This window comes from Rhizobium sp. Leaf311 (genome assembly GCF_001423445.1).
Classification (GTDB): Bacteria; Pseudomonadota; Alphaproteobacteria; order Rhizobiales; family Rhizobiaceae; genus Agrobacterium.
Genome location: NZ_LMNZ01000002.1, coordinates 173,389 through 187,989 on the forward strand (window position 1 = coordinate 173,389; position 14,601 = coordinate 187,989).

Below are 14,601 nucleotides of genomic sequence, written 5' to 3' on the forward strand. Positions count from 1 at the left end.
AGGCGGCTTTTTCCCAAGCATCATATTTTTCGGCAAACTGCTCATAATTCACAACGATGAGCAGATCATAATCCGAGAGGTAGCCGCTCTTTCTATCTTCCACCCAGTTGCCGCGTGCGTAAGAGCCAAAGAGGATAAGCTTTAGGATACGTCCGCGTTTGGCCTTTTCCGAGAGCTTGGTTTTCAGGGACCCGTCAAATTCATCAAACAGGATTCGCGCGATGCGCTGCAATTCGCGGCGCTTCTTTTCGGGCAAATGGCTCAGACGCTCGATGTCCATTTCACAATCCTTGCAACTCCCGAAAGGTGGTAGGGCAAACGTTCACCTGCGCCAACTGCCTGTCTGCCTTAGCAGAACAATCCCGGTTTCGGGAAGGGCCGTTTCGTGGTGTTGGGTGGTGCGGCACAAACCGGCTCTGCTGCGGGTGGTTTCACGATGCTGGTGGCTTGTGGCGGGTCGCGCCAATCTCGAAACTGGTGTCTGCCAGGTGGTTCAAACCTTCAATTCTGCCGCCTCGGCTGCCGCTCTCGATCTCAGCGGGCAAGAACCGCCTTGCGGAGCGGCATCTGCCGGACGATAGTGGAAGCAACGCAAGCATTTGTGACTCGCTGGCTTGCGGGTTCACCAACCCTTAGAAAGCACCCCATGGCACCCCGCAGACCGCTAAACCCACGAGACGCAGCCGAAGCCTTGTTTTCTGCACCCAAGAAGGTCGCGGCACCTGCCGTGGAGAAACGGGCTATTCCCGGGACCAAGGAACTGGTGAGCTTGAAGATCGACAGCGACGTTCTGGCGCATTTTCAAGAAGATGGCCCCGGCTGGCAGGAGCGGATGAACGACGTTCTGCGGGCGCATATGTTGGCGCAGGGCGACGAAGAGGCTTGAGGCGGAGGCGGGTCGTTTCTGGTTTTAGACCAGAGACACCTTTGTGCCGCTATCCAGGACGATGTGCAGGTCTCGGATCATTCCGGCGGCTTGCAGAAACGTTTCCCGCAGCTCAGCATCATCAGCCAAGCCCTGTTCTGCCGCTGAGGCGGTTGTCTTGATATCTGCGAGGGTATCGTGGCCGGGGCCTTTGGGTATGCCTGCGGCTTCGCGCAAATTCTCAATGGTTGCCACGGCGCGCTGCAGCATGTGGCGCTTATGGGACGCATTCAGGCGCTCCATGCGGTTGGCATCTCGAACAAGTTCACCAATGATATCTGTCGTCTGGCTCATGTTTCATGAGAATGCCAGCCGTGTTTGATACGTCAAGCATGGGTGGGGGCGGATATTAGGGGTGGCTTTCGTTTCGTTTTGCATGTGATCGAACCGCATCAGGCTTCGATGGTTATCTCTCGCAGGCGATGATCTTGCGAAGGCGATGGTGAGGATGCGACATGCGGACTGAACATTTTATGCTGCCCGAGAGCGACTGGGTGCCGAACAACCCGAATTTTCCCGTCATCATCTACCGGCAGATTGATTTGGCCGGTGGCTCTGCTGACTTTGAGGCGATGTTTGCTGCCTGCGGGTGGACGGGCATTTGGCGCAACGGCGTTTTCGATTATCACCACTATCACAGCCAGGCGCATGAGGTTCTGGGCGTGGGCCGTGGGGGCGCCAAGCTTCAACTCGGCGGGCCGGATGGGCCTGTGTTGGATGTGAGCCAGGGAGATTGCCTGATACTGCCTGCGGGAACGGGGCATCGCAACATTGAGAGCTCGCCGGAGTTTCAGGTTGTTGGCGCTTATCCGCCCGGGCAAAGTGCCGATATTCAGCGCGATGCGCCGACCGCCGCGATGCTGGCCACGATTGCGGCGCTACCCCGACCAGACAGCGATCCTGTTCTGGCTTCATCTGGTGGTCTGATTACGCTGTGGCAGGAGACGGCTGCCAGCACCATGCGGTGATGATGGGCTTGTAAAATAAAGGGTTTCACGAAGATGGGTGATGGGCTGACGGAACAAACGGCCACGCGGTTTGTTGTTTTGCACTAGCCGAAAATTGCTCAAATGCGGTGCAAAATGGATTCTCGCGTGGCCAACGCTTCTCTTCCCCTGCTTTCTCCTCAAGACCTTGAAGAAATTGACCGGTTTCACACCGCCTGGTGTGAGGAAAACGACGTCAGCAAAACTGATGAGAGAGCGGTGGAAGTGGCATCAGCCCTGATCGACTGGTATGTGAAGACCCCTTCCTATCGCCAGCGCGCCAAGCTGGACCGCCCGCCGGATGTGCCTGTTTCGCAGGAAATAGAGGCGTTGCTGAAAGACCTTGGACAGGCGAAGTAAGCGGGGGTGGCTGGTGCGGTGGTGCGGACTTCTTGTTGTGTACACAGTCCGGCAAAATGTGAGTGGCGTCTACGAGAGGATTCGAACCTCCGACCCCAGGATTCATACCACTTCGGCTTTAGCCGCCGTCCGCAGACGTTCGTGGTCTGGACTGTCCCTTCGCCATGAACCTTTCGGTTTTTAGGCGCTGCCCATCCAGTCTCTACACCTTCAACGGGCTTTCGCCCGGAGCTTGGCTCGGGATTGGCATGTTGCGAGTGCAACGAAGCTTTCCCCGACTTTGAGCAGATCGATTATGGCGTTTCCGACCATAACCCCCAATTACATTTAGGAATCCTGTGCTCTATCCTGCTGAGCTACGTAGACATTTCTCATTTTTTCACGGGGCTTGGATACCTCATCAGAGATGTTTGGGCAATGTCATTTTGACGATTCCGTGCAATTGGGCAGCCGGGCGGACCCGTGTGCTACTCGCCTCGCGGGTATCGCTGGTTTTCTTCCAGAACATTCAAGTCCATGTGATTTCGCATGTAGCGTTCCGACGCCTTTTGCAGGGGCTGATAATCCCACGGGAAATAGGCGCCGTTGCGCAGCGCCTTGTAAACCACCCAGCGTCTTGCCTGACTTTCGCGGACCGAGGCATCAAAGGCTGCGAGGTCCCATCGATCTCGGATTTGCTGCGTCATCGAACTCAACAGCTGCGCGTGTCTGGGATCGCCCGCGAGATTGACGCTTTCCTGTGGGTCTGCTTCGAGATCAAACAGCAGCGGTGGATCCTGTTCGCACACACAAAGCTTGTAGCGCCCTTCGCGTATGGCAACCAGGGGAGCGATCGATCCTTCCGCCGCATATTCCATCGGCACAGGACTGCGGCCGGTGGTCTGCTTTACGAGCCCGGTCAGGTCTTCGCCATCCGTCCATCGTTTCAGCGAGGTGATATCAAGTCCGGCGAGCGAACACAGGGTTGGCGTCACATCGAGCGTCGATACCGGCTGATCGATGCGGGCGGGTGCCCATTCAGGGGTGGACAGCATCAGCGGGACGCGGGACGCGCCTTCAAAGAAGCACATCTTGAACCACAAGCCACGTTCGCCAAGCATGTCTCCGTGATCCGACAAAAACAGGATCGTGGTGTTTTCATCCATTCGCGTCCGCTTCAGCACATCGAGAATTTCGCCTATCTTGTCATCGATATAGGAGATATTGGCGAAATAGCCTCGCCTTGCGCGCCTGACCTCTTCGGCAGAGATATCGAACGCCCTGTGATCGCATGCTTCCAGAAGCCGTTGTGAATGCGGGTCCTGCTCATCGAAATCCAACGGGCCGACCTGTGGATCAAGCGCCGGGCAATTCTCATAAAGGTCCCAGTATTTGCGCCGCGCGACATAGGGATCATGTGGGTGGGTGAAGCTGACGGTCAGACACCAGGGCCGGTCGTCCAGCCCGCGTGACAGATCGTAGAGTTTGCGGGTTGCGTGATAGGCAACCTCATCGTCATATTCCATCTGATTGGTGATTTCGGCAACACCCGCGCCGGTGACCGAACCCAGATTGTGGTACCACCAGTCAATCCGCTCCCCCGGCTTGGTATAGTCGGGCGTCCAGCCGAAATCGGCAGGATAGATGTCTGTTGTCAGCCGCTCCTCAAACCCGTGGAGCTGATCCGGCCCGACAAAGTGCATCTTGCCGGAAAGCCCGGTGTAATATCCGGCAGAGCGCAGATGATGCGCATAGGTGGGGATGTCTGAGGCGAATTCGGCCGCATTGTCGTAGACGTGCGTACGGCTGGGCAACTGCCCAGACATGAAGGATGCACGAGCGGGCGCGCATAATGGGCTTGCCGTATAGGTGTTGGCGAAGCGCACGGAACGCTTCGCCAATTGCTTCAGATGTGGCGCGTGAAGGAAATCCGCAGGTCCATCGGGAAAGAACGTTCCGTTCAACTGATCGACCATGAGGATAAGAAAATTCTGACGCGCCATGCATCTACTCCTTATTACAGACCAACAGCGGCCTTGACTGCCGGCGCACCCGGTTTGCCATCCAGCGTCATGACGCCTGAAAGCCAGGTGTCGATGGCGCCCGGATTGGCCTTCAACCACGCGTTAGCCGCATCCTGCGCCGTCTGGCCACCCAGGATGTCTCCCATCAGCTTGTTTTCCATTCCGACATCGAATTTGAGGTTCTTCAACAGGGCCGTGGCGTTGGGGCATTGCGCCGTCCAGCCCGTGCGCGCAAGCGTATAAACCTGGGCACCACCGAAGTTCGGCCCGAAATAATCATCGCCACCAGCCAGATATTCGATGGAAAAGCTCTCATTCATGGGATGGGGAGCCCAGGCCAGGAACACCACGCCCTTTTTCGACTTTTCGGCGCGCGCCACCTGCGCCAGCATCGCCTGCTCGCCGGATTCGACAAGCTCCCAGTCCTTCAGCCCGAATTTCTCGTCTGCTATGATTTTCTGGATGTTCTGGTTGGCGGGAGCGCCGGGCTCGATGCCGTAGATCTTGCGATCGAATTCATCTGCATGCTTGGCAAGATCCGCAAAACTCTTGATACCTTTTTCGGCCATGTAGGACGGGATGGCCAGCGTGAACTTGGCACCTTCAAGGTTCTGGCCGACGACCTCGATGGCTTTTGCAGAATTCAGATCATCGACAAAGGATTTTTGGGCGGGCATCCAGTTGCCGAGGAAAACGTCTATCTCCTTGTTTTTCATGGCTTGGTAGCCAATAGGCACGGAAAGCGTCTTCACGTCGGCCTCGTAGCCCAATGCGCCGAACAGGACGGACGCGACGCCATTGGTCGCGGTGATATCTGTCCAGCCGGGATCGCTCATGCGAATGGTCTTGCAGGCAGCGTCGTCTGCGGCCTGGGCTGAGCCGGCAAACGCGCCAGCAAGAAGAACGAGGCCTGATGTGAGCTGCCTTAAACGCTTTTTCACCTGCATTGCCGTCTCCTCATGTTTGGAAAAAATAAAACATCAACAGATTGATCTCTTCCGTGAAGCGGATATTTTTTGATGCCTGACAAAAGGAATTTTTATGGCTGAGAGACCAATCGACCTTGGATGGATGCGGATGCTGGTAGAAATCGGCAGAAAGGGCAGTCTCACCGCAGCCGCAGAGGAGCTTGGGCTGACACAACCCGCCATCAGCTACAAAATACGCCGTCTGGAAGAGGAGCTTGGCATCCGGCTTTTGAAGCGACAGCATCGCGGAGTCGAATTGACGGTAGAGGGAGCACGACTGCTGGCTGTCGTCGAGCGCAACGTCTGCGAAATCGACCAAATGGCACGCGAGTTCAAGGCACCGCAGCGGCCAACCATACGGATCCACACCGACTACGCCGTTTCGTCGCTTTGGCTCATACCGCGTATGCAGGAATTTCGCGCACTTTACCCCGAGGTCAACATCCAGATTGCCGCGACCCAAAATCCTAGACAACATCATGCGGATCGTGACGATGTGCTGATTGTTTTCGGGAGCCGCGTAGAGGCAGGGAACGATGCAACGCTGCTGCTTCCCGAGAAGGTGCGGCCCGTTTGCGCACCTGGTTTCCTGGATTGCCCGCCTAAAAACATCACGCCGAAGAAGCTCGCTCAATCCAAGCTCATCCACCTCGACAGTTCCTGGGCTTCCACATGGTTCGACTGGCGCAGCTATCTCACCGACATCGGAATCGACCGGAGCCTGGACCAGGGAAGAGGAGACATCAGCTTCAATACCTATTCACTGGTCGTCCAATCGGCCATCGAGGGTCAAGGCCTTGCACTTGGCTGGTCCGGCCTTGTGGATGAACTCATCAGGAGTGGCGCGCTGATTGGTGTCGGCCCTATGCTCTCGGCACCGGAAAGGGGCTATTGGCTGGTACACCCACAGAACCGGCAGTCCGCCGCCCAGAAACTGGTCGATTGGCTTCTTACACATGCAGGCCGGGACGACGTGGATTTAGGAGGCGACGGCTGACAGGGCATCTCGCATTCCGGAAGACTTGAGATAGGCGCTGGGGGAGCTGCCAAGCATCCGCCGGAACATGGTGGTGAAGGCGGAAACATTTTCATAGCCCGCATCCAGCGCGACATTCGTGACGGTTTCTCCGCTTGCCAGGCGTGGCAGTGAGGCGAAAATACAGGCCTGCTGTCGCCAGGTCACGAAGCTTACTCCCGTTTCTATGCGGAACATACGGGTAAATGTCCGGCGGCTCATTCCCAGCGTCTGCGCCCAATCATCAATGCTGGCATTGGCTTTGGGAGCGCGAAGGAACTGCCGGCAAAGAGCTGCGATGCTGGGATGGGACGGGAAAGGAAGTCCCAATGGCTTTTCGGGCAGATGACTTATTTCATCCATCAGCAATTCCATGACCAGTGCGCGCCTGCGCTCACCCTTTCGTATGGCATCCTCATCTTGCAACAGCTCAGCGATAAGATTTTCAGCAAGCACGGTAACCTCGACAACGCGCGGTCTGGCCGGATTGATGAAATCCGAATGCACATAGACCGAATGCATTTCAACCTGGCTGACGACCTCGCTTGAATGCAGCAATCCGGCGGGAATGATGAGACCGTGGCCTGGCGGCAGCATCCAGCGGCCGTCGCCCGAGCTGACGATGACGACGCCGCTGCGGGCGAACCACAGTTGGGTTTTTTTATGCGAGTGGACAGAGCTTTTGAACCCGTCCTGATAGACGCGGCGAAGCGCCACCAGGGACTCGTTGTTGCCATCGATAAAATCGAGCATCAAGTCCTGCTCGTGGTCGCCTGGAAACTCCACAACTGGGGACGAACCGTCTCTCATTTGGCCCACTCTCGTAAAAACTAGACCACAGCACAAAAGCAGGCCGAGGACAATGCGGTTACAAGGACCGAAAAACCGAATTCCGATCCGTGCATGATATCTGGAGAGAGACCCATGGCGAGTGTGACCAGCACGAGCTTCAATGCCGAACGAACGACCTTTTCCATTATTGCGGCGGCGAGCTTCTGCCACATGCTCAACGACATCATGCAATCCCTGCTGACGTCGCTTTATCCGTTGCTAAAGGCAAATTACGCGCTGGATTTCGTCCAGATTGGACTGCTGACTTTCGCATTCCAGGTCACCGCCTCGCTTCTGCAGCCAGCAGTGGGTATTGCGACCGACAAGTGGCCGATGCCGTTTTCCCTGCCTGTCGCCATGCTGTCCACCTGCGCTGGCCTGATTACGCTTGCCTTTGCTCACAGCTTTCCGGTTCTGGTGATCGGCGCCTGCATGATTGGCATCGGTTCTGCGATTTTCCACCCCGAGGCATCACGGGTTGCGCGTGTCGCCTCCGGCGGGAGACATGGATTGGCGCAATCCTTCTTTCAGGTCGGTGGAAATACGGGAACGGCGATCGGACCGCTGCTGGCGGCCTTCATCGTTCTTCCCTACGGCCAGCAAAGCCTCAGCTGGTTCTCGCTGATTGCGCTTGCCGGTTTCGCCGTCCTGTCATGGGTCAGCGTCTGGTATAGCCGTCACCGCCGCAGCACAGCTGGCCGCGCCCATGTCAGTCGCGCCCTGCCCTTGGCCAAAAACAAGGTGCTGATCACGCTGGTCGTTCTGCTGATCCTGACCGCCACGAAGAATGCCTATCTTGCGAGCATTTCCAGCTACTTTACCTTCTACACCATCGAGAAGTTCGGGCTTTCAGTTCAGGATGCGCAGTTGCTGCTGTTCCTTTTCCTCGGCGCATCGGCAGCGGGCGTGTTCTTCGGAGGACCGATTGGTGATCGCTTCGGCTCACGGATCGTCATCTGGTTTTCGATCCTCGGTGTCATCCCATTTGCGCTTATGTTGCCCTATGCCAATCTTTTCTGGACGATTACACTCGTTGTCCTGATCGGCTTTATCTTCTCGTCGGCTTTCTCGGCTATCGTGGTCTTTGCCCAGGAACTTGTGCCGGGACGCGTGGGATTGATTGCCGGTATGTTCTTCGGCTTTGCCTTCGGCTTCGGTGGCATCGGGGCAGCCGTGCTTGGCGTCTTTGCGGACCGGGAAGGCATAGAATTCGTCTACCGCATCAGCTCATACATGCCATTGCTTGGTCTGCTCACGGTGTTCTTGCCGCGGTTGCCAAACCACCGATAGATCAACGGAAATGAAAAGCCGCCGGGACATGCATCCCGGCGGCTTTTTTTCGTCGTGTTGATGGTTCACGCGGCGCGCAGACTTGCGCTCAATGGTATTTCGACATCGATCTCCAGAAGCGAGACATGCTCGTCGCTGTCCATGGTCACGTGAACCTTGTCTCTATCAATCTGCACATGCTTGGCGATGACGGCGAGGATTTCCTCACGCAGGACAGCTACCAGCTCATTGCCAACGCCGTTGCGCTCATGGGCCAGCAGGACCTGAAGCCGTTCGCGAGCGAGCGGTGCCGATTTCTGTTTTCGGAAAAGGCTGAAGATGCTCATGCGGCCCTCCCGAAAATCTTTGAGAAGATGCCGCGCTTTTCACCGGGCACAACAACGGGGAGATCTTCGCCGCAAAGACGTCGTGCGGCTTCGAAGTATGCCATGGCGGGCGCGGATTTCGCGTCGGCCAGGGTCACAGGGGCACCCACGTTCGATGCACGCAGAACGTCCATGCTCTCGGGGATAATGCCGATCAACGGGATGGAGAGGATTTCGAGAACATCTTCGACCTTGAGCATGTCGCCACGTTCGGCACGTGCCGCGTCATAGCGGGTCAGGAGCAGATGCTTTTCCATGCGCTCGCCGCGTTCAGCCTTGAGCGTTTTGGAATCGAGCAGGCCGATGATCCGGTCTGAGTCGCGGACGGAAGACACTTCCGGGTTGGTCACGACGACGGCAACATCCGCATGACGCATGGCAAGCGTTGCACCGCGCTCGATACCGGCGGGGCTGTCGCAGATAACCCAGTCGAAATGCTTCTTGAGTTCGCCGATGACCCACTCCACGCCCTCAGGCGTCAGATTATCCTTGTCGCGGGTTTGCGATGCTGGCAGCAGGAACAGCGTGTCCAGACGCTTGTCGCGGATCAGCGCCTGCGGCAGCTTTGCATCGCCCTGAATGACGTTGACCAGATCATAAACGACTCGGCGTTCCGCACCCATGACGAGATCGAGATTGCGCAGACCGACGTCGAAGTCCACGACGACGACCTTTTCCTTTTTCTGTGCCAACGCTGCACCGAGCGCGGCTGTCGACGTGGTCTTGCCAACGCCTCCTTTACCGGAAGTAACGACGACTACCTTCCCCATCCTTGCTCTCCTGTTCCTGGCCGTTTCCGGCTTAATTGAGTTTGTCCGCCTTGATCGTATCGTTCTCCAGCCAAAGCTGGACCGCCTGACCACGAAGTTTCGGGTCTATGTCTTCCGCCACCTTGTAAACACCATCGATGGCGAGCAATTCCGCTTCCAGCTTCTTGCAGAAAATACGCGCAGAAGCATTGCCGAGGGAGCCAGCCATGGCACGACCCCGCAAGGCACCGTAAATATGGATCGATCCGCCCGCGATGACCTCCGCACCGGAAGCAACCGAACCGACGATGGTCACATCCCCCTCGGGGAAGATGACCGACTGGCCGGAACGAACGGGCTCGCTGATCATCAGCGACTGGACCACACTGCGAATCTCTGTCACCGGCGCCTTTGCCGGCTCTTCCGACACCTCGGCCGTCGTCGCAAGCGACACCGGCTCGATCTCGATATCGGAGGCTGCCTTGCCGCCCTTGAGCGCAGGTGGCATTCCCGGCTCGATCATCGAAGGACGCGCGCCCTCGATGCCCATGATGGCCACGTTGCGCGACACCAGTTCGGCCAGAAGCGATTTCAGCCCGGCCTTGTCCAGCTTCAGTTCCGCAACGTCGAGCACGACGGGACGCGAAAGGAAGAAGCCTGCAGACCGCGCCGCCAGGTCATCGAGTCGCTCCAGCCATTGGTCCAGTGGCTGCTCCGGGGACAGCACGACCGCCAGAAATGAACGGCCTTTGATACGGATTGAGCGTGAGTCTGTTAGCACTTTGGTCATCTTGGTAAACAAATCATTGACTTTAGGTAGCCCAGATATGGTTAACAAATGGTTAACGCCACCCCTTTTGGCCTTCTTAAATTAACTTCCTGAGGGCCTTGACTTGCACCATTTTCTTGAGGCCAAAAGAATCGCCAGTCAGTTGAAATGACACATGATTCTGGCCTGGGCAGCCATGAGCCCCGGGGCCTCCTGAGAACGTATTGTTGGGCCTCCGGCAACTGGCGCCGTTGAGGTGGCTGGCCGGGCGATCAGGCGTGCGACAAACAAGAGAAAAATATTCTCCTAAAATGCATCTTTTTGCGTCTTTCTGCCATTTCAATGTGCAGCTTTTGTGGGATGAAAGACCATTAGAAATTCTGGAAGGAATACCAATGAACTGGCTCAAGACAATTTCGGCAGCGGCAGCAATCAACGCCGCCCTGTTCTCCTTCACTCATGCCGGCGAGAACCTTGACCAGATCAAGTCTGCCGGAACAATCAAGATTGGCACCGAAGGCACCTATGCGCCCTTTACCTTCCACGATGCCAGCAACAAGCTGGTCGGTTTCGACGTCGAAATCGGTGAAGCAGTCGCCAAGAAGCTGGGCGTGAAGGCAGAGTTCATCGAGGGCAAATGGGATGGTCTTATCGCTGGCCTCGATTCCAAGCGTTACGACGCTGTTATCAATCAGGTGGGGATAACAGAGGCGCGTAAACAGAAATATGCGTTTTCCGAGCCCTATATAGCGTCCAAGGCCGTGCTGATCGTCAGCGCTAAAAACGATGACATCAAGGGTTTTGAAGACCTGAAGGGCAAGAAATCGGCACAGTCGCTGACCAGCAACTTCGGCAAGCTTGCGACAGAAGCTGGCGCAGAACTTGTCGGCACCGATGGTTTCGACCAGTCGATCCAGCTTGTCCTGACCGGCCGCGCCGATGCGACCGTCAACGACAGCCTTTCCTACTTCGATTTCAAGAAAAAGCAGCCACAGGCCCCCGTCAAGGTCGTTGCTGAAAAGGCGGATGCGGATTATTCCGGCATTATCGTGCGCAAGGGTGACGAGGATCTGGTCGCCGCCATCAACAAGGCGCTGAGCGACATCAAGGCAGATGGCACCTACAAGACGATCTCGGACAAATATTTCGGCCAGGACGTCTCCAAGTAAGGGCTGGTCCGGGGTCTATTATCCCGCTGAAAAATAAGTCATACTAAACCAGATCATACAGTCCGGCGTCAGCGCCGGACTTCTTTTTTCATCAAGGGGTTTTACGTGCCACATTGGCTTCAACTGATGATGGATTCCCTGCCCACATTGCTCTGGGCGGGCGTCAAGTTCACCATCCCTCTGACACTTCTTTCATTCTTTTTCGGGTTGATCCTTGGCCTTGCCACAGCCGTTGCCAGGCTGTTCGGCCCCATGCCCCTGAGGCTGCTCGCGCGCTTTTATGTCTGGGTCATCCGCGGCACCCCGCTTCTGGTGCAGCTCTTCGTGATCTTTTATGGCCTGCCGAGCGTCGGCATTCTTCTCGATGCATTCTCTGCCGCCCTCATCGGCTTCACGCTGAATGTCGGCGCCTATACCTCCGAAATCATCCGGGCAGCTATTTCGTCGGTTCCAAAGGGCCAATGGGAAGCGGCATTCTCGACTGGCATGAGCTGGCGCCAGGCCATGCAGCGCACCATCCTGCCGCAGGCAAGCCGTGTTGCGGTGCCGCCGCTCTCCAACACGTTCATATCGTTGGTCAAGGACACCTCGCTCGCCGCAGCCATCACCGTGCCGGAACTTTTCCAATCCGCACAACGGATCGTCGCGACGACCTATGAACCCCTGATCCTCTATATCGAGGCTGCGCTGATATATCTGGCGCTCAGCTCCGTGCTGTCCAACCTGCAGTCCAGACTGGAGGTTCGCTTCGCGCGATATGGTGGCATGATGGAGACCAGCCGATGATCGAGCTTACAAACATCGAGAAACGCTTTGGCGAAGCGGTCATCCTCAAGGACATCTCGCTGACCTTTGCGGAAGGCAGCGTGACCGCGCTGGTCGGCCCTTCAGGCGGCGGCAAGAGCACGCTGCTGCGCTGCATCAACCTGCTGGAATTGCCAACCGAAGGGACGGTCAAGATTGGCACCGACGAGATAAGCTTTACCTTCGGTAGGAAGGTCGCATGGCAGTCGATCCAGAAAATCCGCCGACAGACCGGCATGGTGTTTCAGAACTTCCAGCTATTCCCGCATCGTACGGCAATTGAAAACGTCATGGAAGGACTTCTCATCGTGCAGAAGTGGTCGCGCGACAAGGCGCGGGCGCGCGCCATGGAGCTGCTGACAAAGGTTGGCATGGAACACAAGGCCGATGCATGGCCCGCCAATCTCTCCGGCGGCCAGCAACAGCGCGTTGCGATCGCGCGGGCGCTCGGTCCCTCGCCGCAGGTGCTGTTGTGCGACGAGCCAACATCCGCGCTTGATCCGGAACTGTCGGAAGAGGTGGTGGACGTGCTTGGTCAGTTGGCGCGTGAAGGCACGACCATGGTCATGGCGACACATGACCTGCGGCTTGCATCGCGCATTGCAAACAACGTTGTTTTCCTGGAAGCGGGCAAAGTGGTCGAAACGGGCTCGTCCGACTCGATTTTCCGCTCACCGCAACAGGAGCGGACGCGCCGTTTTGTTTCGTCCATCAACGCGGCACAGACGTTCTGAACCCAAAAAATCGGCATTCGCTACCATCGTAGACTGTTTTCACGCCCGAATTTGATATCTAAGTCGGTGTGAAGACATTTGCATGAGGGAGGCTGCATGCCGACGGTTCTTGAGGAAGTGGAAGCGCGCCGGGCGCAGGCCCGTATGGGCGGCGGACAAAAACGCATCGATGCGCAACACGCCAAGGGCAAGCTGACCGCGCGCGAACGCATCGAAGTGCTGCTCGATGAAGGCTCCTTCGAGGAATATGACATGTATGTCACCCACCGCGCGGTGGACTTCGGCATGGCCGAGCAAAAAATTGCAGGCGACGGCGTCGTTACGGGATGGGGTACCATCAACGGCCGACAGGTTTATGTTTTCAGCCAGGACTTCACCGTTCTGGGCGGATCACTGTCTGAAACACATGCGCAAAAGATCTGCAAGGTCATGGACATGGCCGCGCGTGTCGGCGCACCCATTATCGGTCTCAACGACAGCGGCGGCGCGCGTATTCAGGAAGGTGTCGCATCGCTTGCGGGCTATGCCGAAGTGTTCCGTCGCAATGCCGAGGTTTCGGGTGTCATCCCGCAGATATCCGTTATCATGGGTCCTTGCGCTGGCGGCGCGGTCTATTCACCTGCCATGACGGATTTCATCTTCATGGTGCGCGATACCTCCTACATGTTCGTCACCGGCCCTGATGTCGTCAAAACCGTAACCAACGAAATTGTCACGGCAGAAGAGCTGGGTGGTGCGCTGACGCACACGAAGAAATCCTCCGTGGCCGATGGCGCCTATGAAAACGACATTGAAGCGCTGGAAGCCGTGCGCGCGCTGTTTGATTTCCTTCCGCTCAACAACCGCGAAAAAGCACCGACACGCCCCTTCCATGACGACCCGGCACGGCTGGAAAACCGGCTCGACACCCTCATTCCTGACAGCTCCAACAAGCCCTATGACATGAAGGAGCTGATCCACGCCCTGGCCGACGAGGGTGACTTCTTCGAGATACAGGAAGCCTTTGCCAGAAACATCATCACCGGCTTCATCCGCCTTGAAGGCCAAACCGTTGGTGTCGTCGCCAACCAGCCGATGGTGCTGGCCGGTTGCCTGGATATCGACAGCTCGCGAAAGGCGGCCCGCTTCGTTCGGTTCTGCGATGCGTTCAACATCCCCATTCTGACACTGGTCGATGTGCCGGGCTTCCTTCCCGGCGTGGCGCAGGAATATGGAGGCGTCATCAAGCACGGTGCAAAGCTGCTGTTTGCCTATTCGGAGGCAACGGTGCCGCTGGTTACTCTCATTACCCGCAAGGCCTATGGCGGCGCCTATGACGTGATGGCGTCCAAACACATCGGGGCCGATGTGAACTATGCCTGGCCAACCGCGGAAATTGCCGTGATGGGGGCAAAGGGCGCAACCGAAATTCTCTACCGTTCCGAACTCTCGGACCCTGAAAAGATTGCGGAGCGCACACGGGAATATGAGGAGCGTTTTGCCAATCCCTTCGTGGCGGCGGAACGGGGCTTCATCGATGAAGTCATCATGCCACATTCCTCCCGTCGCCGCATTGCACGCGCCTTCGCGTCCCTTCGCAACAAGCAGGTGACGACGCATTGGAAGAAACACGACACCATACCGCTGTGAGGAC

17 protein-coding genes are annotated in these 14,601 nt (G+C 57.0%); 9 read left to right on the forward strand and 8 right to left on the reverse strand.

What is annotated here, in order from left to right:
• Nucleotides 1-280 (reverse strand): nucleotidyltransferase domain-containing protein (locus ASF69_RS23330; protein WP_200939036.1); only part of this gene is annotated, 280 nt, incomplete at its 3' end.
• A gap of 366 nt (nt 281-646) precedes the next feature.
• On the opposite strand from ASF69_RS23330, the gene ASF69_RS04970 reads away from it, so the two are divergent.
• Nucleotides 647-886, forward strand: coding sequence for a BrnA antitoxin family protein (locus tag ASF69_RS04970; protein WP_062585942.1), 240 nt, complete (start codon nt 647-649; stop codon nt 884-886).
• 24 nt (nt 887-910) lie between these two features.
• Here the strand turns inward: ASF69_RS04970 and ASF69_RS04975 are convergent, their stop codons facing one another.
• Entirely contained in the window at nt 911-1,219 is a 309-nt protein-coding gene (locus tag ASF69_RS04975; RefSeq protein ID WP_062585944.1) for a hypothetical protein, read from the reverse strand.
• Between the two features lie 161 nt (nt 1,220-1,380).
• Between ASF69_RS04975 and ASF69_RS04980 the strand changes: the two genes are divergently transcribed.
• Together ASF69_RS04980 and ASF69_RS04985 are read left to right on the forward strand one after the other, a co-directional pair.
• Nucleotides 1,381-1,893 (forward strand): cupin, encoded by a 513-nt coding sequence (locus ASF69_RS04980; protein WP_062585946.1) that lies wholly within the window; start codon nt 1,381-1,383, stop codon nt 1,891-1,893.
• A 126-nt stretch (nt 1,894-2,019) separates the two neighbouring features.
• A complete protein-coding gene (locus tag ASF69_RS04985) occupies nt 2,020-2,271 on the forward strand; it encodes a hypothetical protein (protein ID WP_156461994.1) in 252 nt (83 codons plus the stop codon).
• 467 nt (nt 2,272-2,738) lie between these two features.
• Here the strand turns inward: ASF69_RS04985 and betC are convergent, their stop codons facing one another.
• Nucleotides 2,739-4,253 (reverse strand): choline-sulfatase, encoded by a 1,515-nt coding sequence (betC, locus tag ASF69_RS04990; protein WP_062585951.1) that lies wholly within the window; start codon nt 4,251-4,253, stop codon nt 2,739-2,741.
• Between the two features lie 14 nt (nt 4,254-4,267).
• Nucleotides 4,268-5,221, reverse strand: a complete 954-nt coding sequence (locus ASF69_RS04995) for a choline ABC transporter substrate-binding protein (RefSeq protein ID WP_062585953.1) — start codon at nt 5,219-5,221, stop codon at nt 4,268-4,270.
• 94 nt (nt 5,222-5,315) lie between these two features.
• On the opposite strand from ASF69_RS04995, the gene ASF69_RS05000 reads away from it, so the two are divergent.
• The gene (locus ASF69_RS05000) at nt 5,316-6,239 is read left to right on the forward strand and encodes a LysR substrate-binding domain-containing protein (RefSeq protein ID WP_062585955.1); all 924 of its coding nucleotides are present in this window, start codon (nt 5,316-5,318) and stop codon (nt 6,237-6,239) included.
• Here ASF69_RS05000 and ASF69_RS05005 read toward each other — a convergent pair.
• Nucleotides 6,222-7,067 (reverse strand): helix-turn-helix transcriptional regulator, encoded by an 846-nt coding sequence (locus tag ASF69_RS05005; RefSeq protein WP_062585957.1) that lies wholly within the window; start codon nt 7,065-7,067, stop codon nt 6,222-6,224. The genes ASF69_RS05000 and ASF69_RS05005 overlap by 18 nt on opposite strands.
• Nucleotides 7,068-7,181: 114 nt before the next feature.
• On the opposite strand from ASF69_RS05005, the gene ASF69_RS05010 reads away from it, so the two are divergent.
• Entirely contained in the window at nt 7,182-8,378 is a 1,197-nt protein-coding gene (locus tag ASF69_RS05010) for an MFS transporter (RefSeq protein ID WP_062585959.1), read from the forward strand.
• Nucleotides 8,379-8,443: 65 nt separating this feature from the next.
• Here the strand turns inward: ASF69_RS05010 and minE are convergent, their stop codons facing one another.
• From minE to minC, 3 genes are read right to left on the reverse strand one after another with little or no spacing between them, the layout of a single operon-like run.
• The gene (gene minE / locus ASF69_RS05015) at nt 8,444-8,704 is read right to left on the reverse strand and encodes a cell division topological specificity factor MinE (RefSeq protein WP_062585961.1); all 261 of its coding nucleotides are present in this window, start codon (nt 8,702-8,704) and stop codon (nt 8,444-8,446) included.
• A complete protein-coding gene (minD, locus tag ASF69_RS05020) occupies nt 8,701-9,513 on the reverse strand; it encodes a septum site-determining protein MinD (RefSeq protein WP_062585963.1) in 813 nt (270 codons plus the stop codon). Before minD ends, minE begins: the two co-directional genes overlap by 4 nt.
• A 31-nt stretch (nt 9,514-9,544) precedes the next feature.
• Complete coding sequence (minC, locus tag ASF69_RS05025) at nt 9,545-10,282, reverse strand: septum site-determining protein MinC (RefSeq protein ID WP_062585965.1); 738 nt, start codon at nt 10,280-10,282, stop codon at nt 9,545-9,547.
• A gap of 374 nt (nt 10,283-10,656) precedes the next feature.
• Here minC and ASF69_RS05030 point away from each other — a divergent pair, with 374 nt between their 5' ends.
• The 4 genes from ASF69_RS05030 to ASF69_RS05045 all read left to right on the forward strand — a co-directional run bounded on the left by ASF69_RS05030 (nt 10,657) and on the right by ASF69_RS05045 (nt 14,597).
• Nucleotides 10,657-11,430, forward strand: a complete 774-nt coding sequence (locus ASF69_RS05030) for an amino acid ABC transporter substrate-binding protein (protein WP_062585967.1) — start codon at nt 10,657-10,659, stop codon at nt 11,428-11,430.
• Nucleotides 11,431-11,535: 105 nt separating this feature from the next.
• Nucleotides 11,536-12,216 (forward strand): amino acid ABC transporter permease, encoded by a 681-nt coding sequence (locus ASF69_RS05035; RefSeq protein ID WP_062585969.1) that lies wholly within the window; start codon nt 11,536-11,538, stop codon nt 12,214-12,216.
• Nucleotides 12,213-12,968, forward strand: coding sequence for an amino acid ABC transporter ATP-binding protein (locus ASF69_RS05040; protein WP_062585971.1), 756 nt, complete (start codon nt 12,213-12,215; stop codon nt 12,966-12,968). Before ASF69_RS05035 ends, ASF69_RS05040 begins: the two co-directional genes overlap by 4 nt.
• Nucleotides 12,969-13,064: 96 nt before the next feature.
• The gene (locus ASF69_RS05045) at nt 13,065-14,597 is read left to right on the forward strand and encodes an acyl-CoA carboxylase subunit beta (RefSeq protein WP_062585973.1); all 1,533 of its coding nucleotides are present in this window, start codon (nt 13,065-13,067) and stop codon (nt 14,595-14,597) included.
• The last annotated feature ends 4 nt before the right edge of the window (nt 14,598-14,601 follow it).

Excerpts from the sequence above, each read along its gene's own strand:
- ASF69_RS04970 (WP_062585942.1), top strand. The coding sequence starts at position 647 with ATGGCACCCCGCAGACCGCTAAACCCACGAGACGCAGCCGAAGCCTTG.
- ASF69_RS05000 (WP_062585955.1), top strand. The coding sequence starts at position 5,316 with ATGGCTGAGAGACCAATCGACCTTGGATGGATGCGGATGCTGGTAGAA.
- betC (WP_062585951.1), bottom strand. The coding sequence starts at position 4,253 with ATGGCGCGTCAGAATTTTCTTATCCTCATGGTCGATCAGTTGAACGGA.
- ASF69_RS05040 (WP_062585971.1), top strand. The coding sequence starts at position 12,213 with ATGATCGAGCTTACAAACATCGAGAAACGCTTTGGCGAAGCGGTCATC.
- ASF69_RS04975 (WP_062585944.1), bottom strand. The coding sequence starts at position 1,219 with ATGAGCCAGACGACAGATATCATTGGTGAACTTGTTCGAGATGCCAAC.
- ASF69_RS05045 (WP_062585973.1), top strand. The coding sequence starts at position 13,065 with ATGCCGACGGTTCTTGAGGAAGTGGAAGCGCGCCGGGCGCAGGCCCGT.
- ASF69_RS04980 (WP_062585946.1), top strand. The coding sequence starts at position 1,381 with ATGCGGACTGAACATTTTATGCTGCCCGAGAGCGACTGGGTGCCGAAC.
- minC (WP_062585965.1), bottom strand. The coding sequence starts at position 10,282 with ATGACCAAAGTGCTAACAGACTCACGCTCAATCCGTATCAAAGGCCGT.
- minD (WP_062585963.1), bottom strand. The coding sequence starts at position 9,513 with ATGGGGAAGGTAGTCGTCGTTACTTCCGGTAAAGGAGGCGTTGGCAAG.
- ASF69_RS04995 (WP_062585953.1), bottom strand. The coding sequence starts at position 5,221 with ATGCAGGTGAAAAAGCGTTTAAGGCAGCTCACATCAGGCCTCGTTCTT.
- ASF69_RS05010 (WP_062585959.1), top strand. The coding sequence starts at position 7,182 with ATGGCGAGTGTGACCAGCACGAGCTTCAATGCCGAACGAACGACCTTT.
- minE (WP_062585961.1), bottom strand. The coding sequence starts at position 8,704 with ATGAGCATCTTCAGCCTTTTCCGAAAACAGAAATCGGCACCGCTCGCT.
- ASF69_RS05005 (WP_062585957.1), bottom strand. The coding sequence starts at position 7,067 with ATGAGAGACGGTTCGTCCCCAGTTGTGGAGTTTCCAGGCGACCACGAG.
- ASF69_RS05030 (WP_062585967.1), top strand. The coding sequence starts at position 10,657 with ATGAACTGGCTCAAGACAATTTCGGCAGCGGCAGCAATCAACGCCGCC.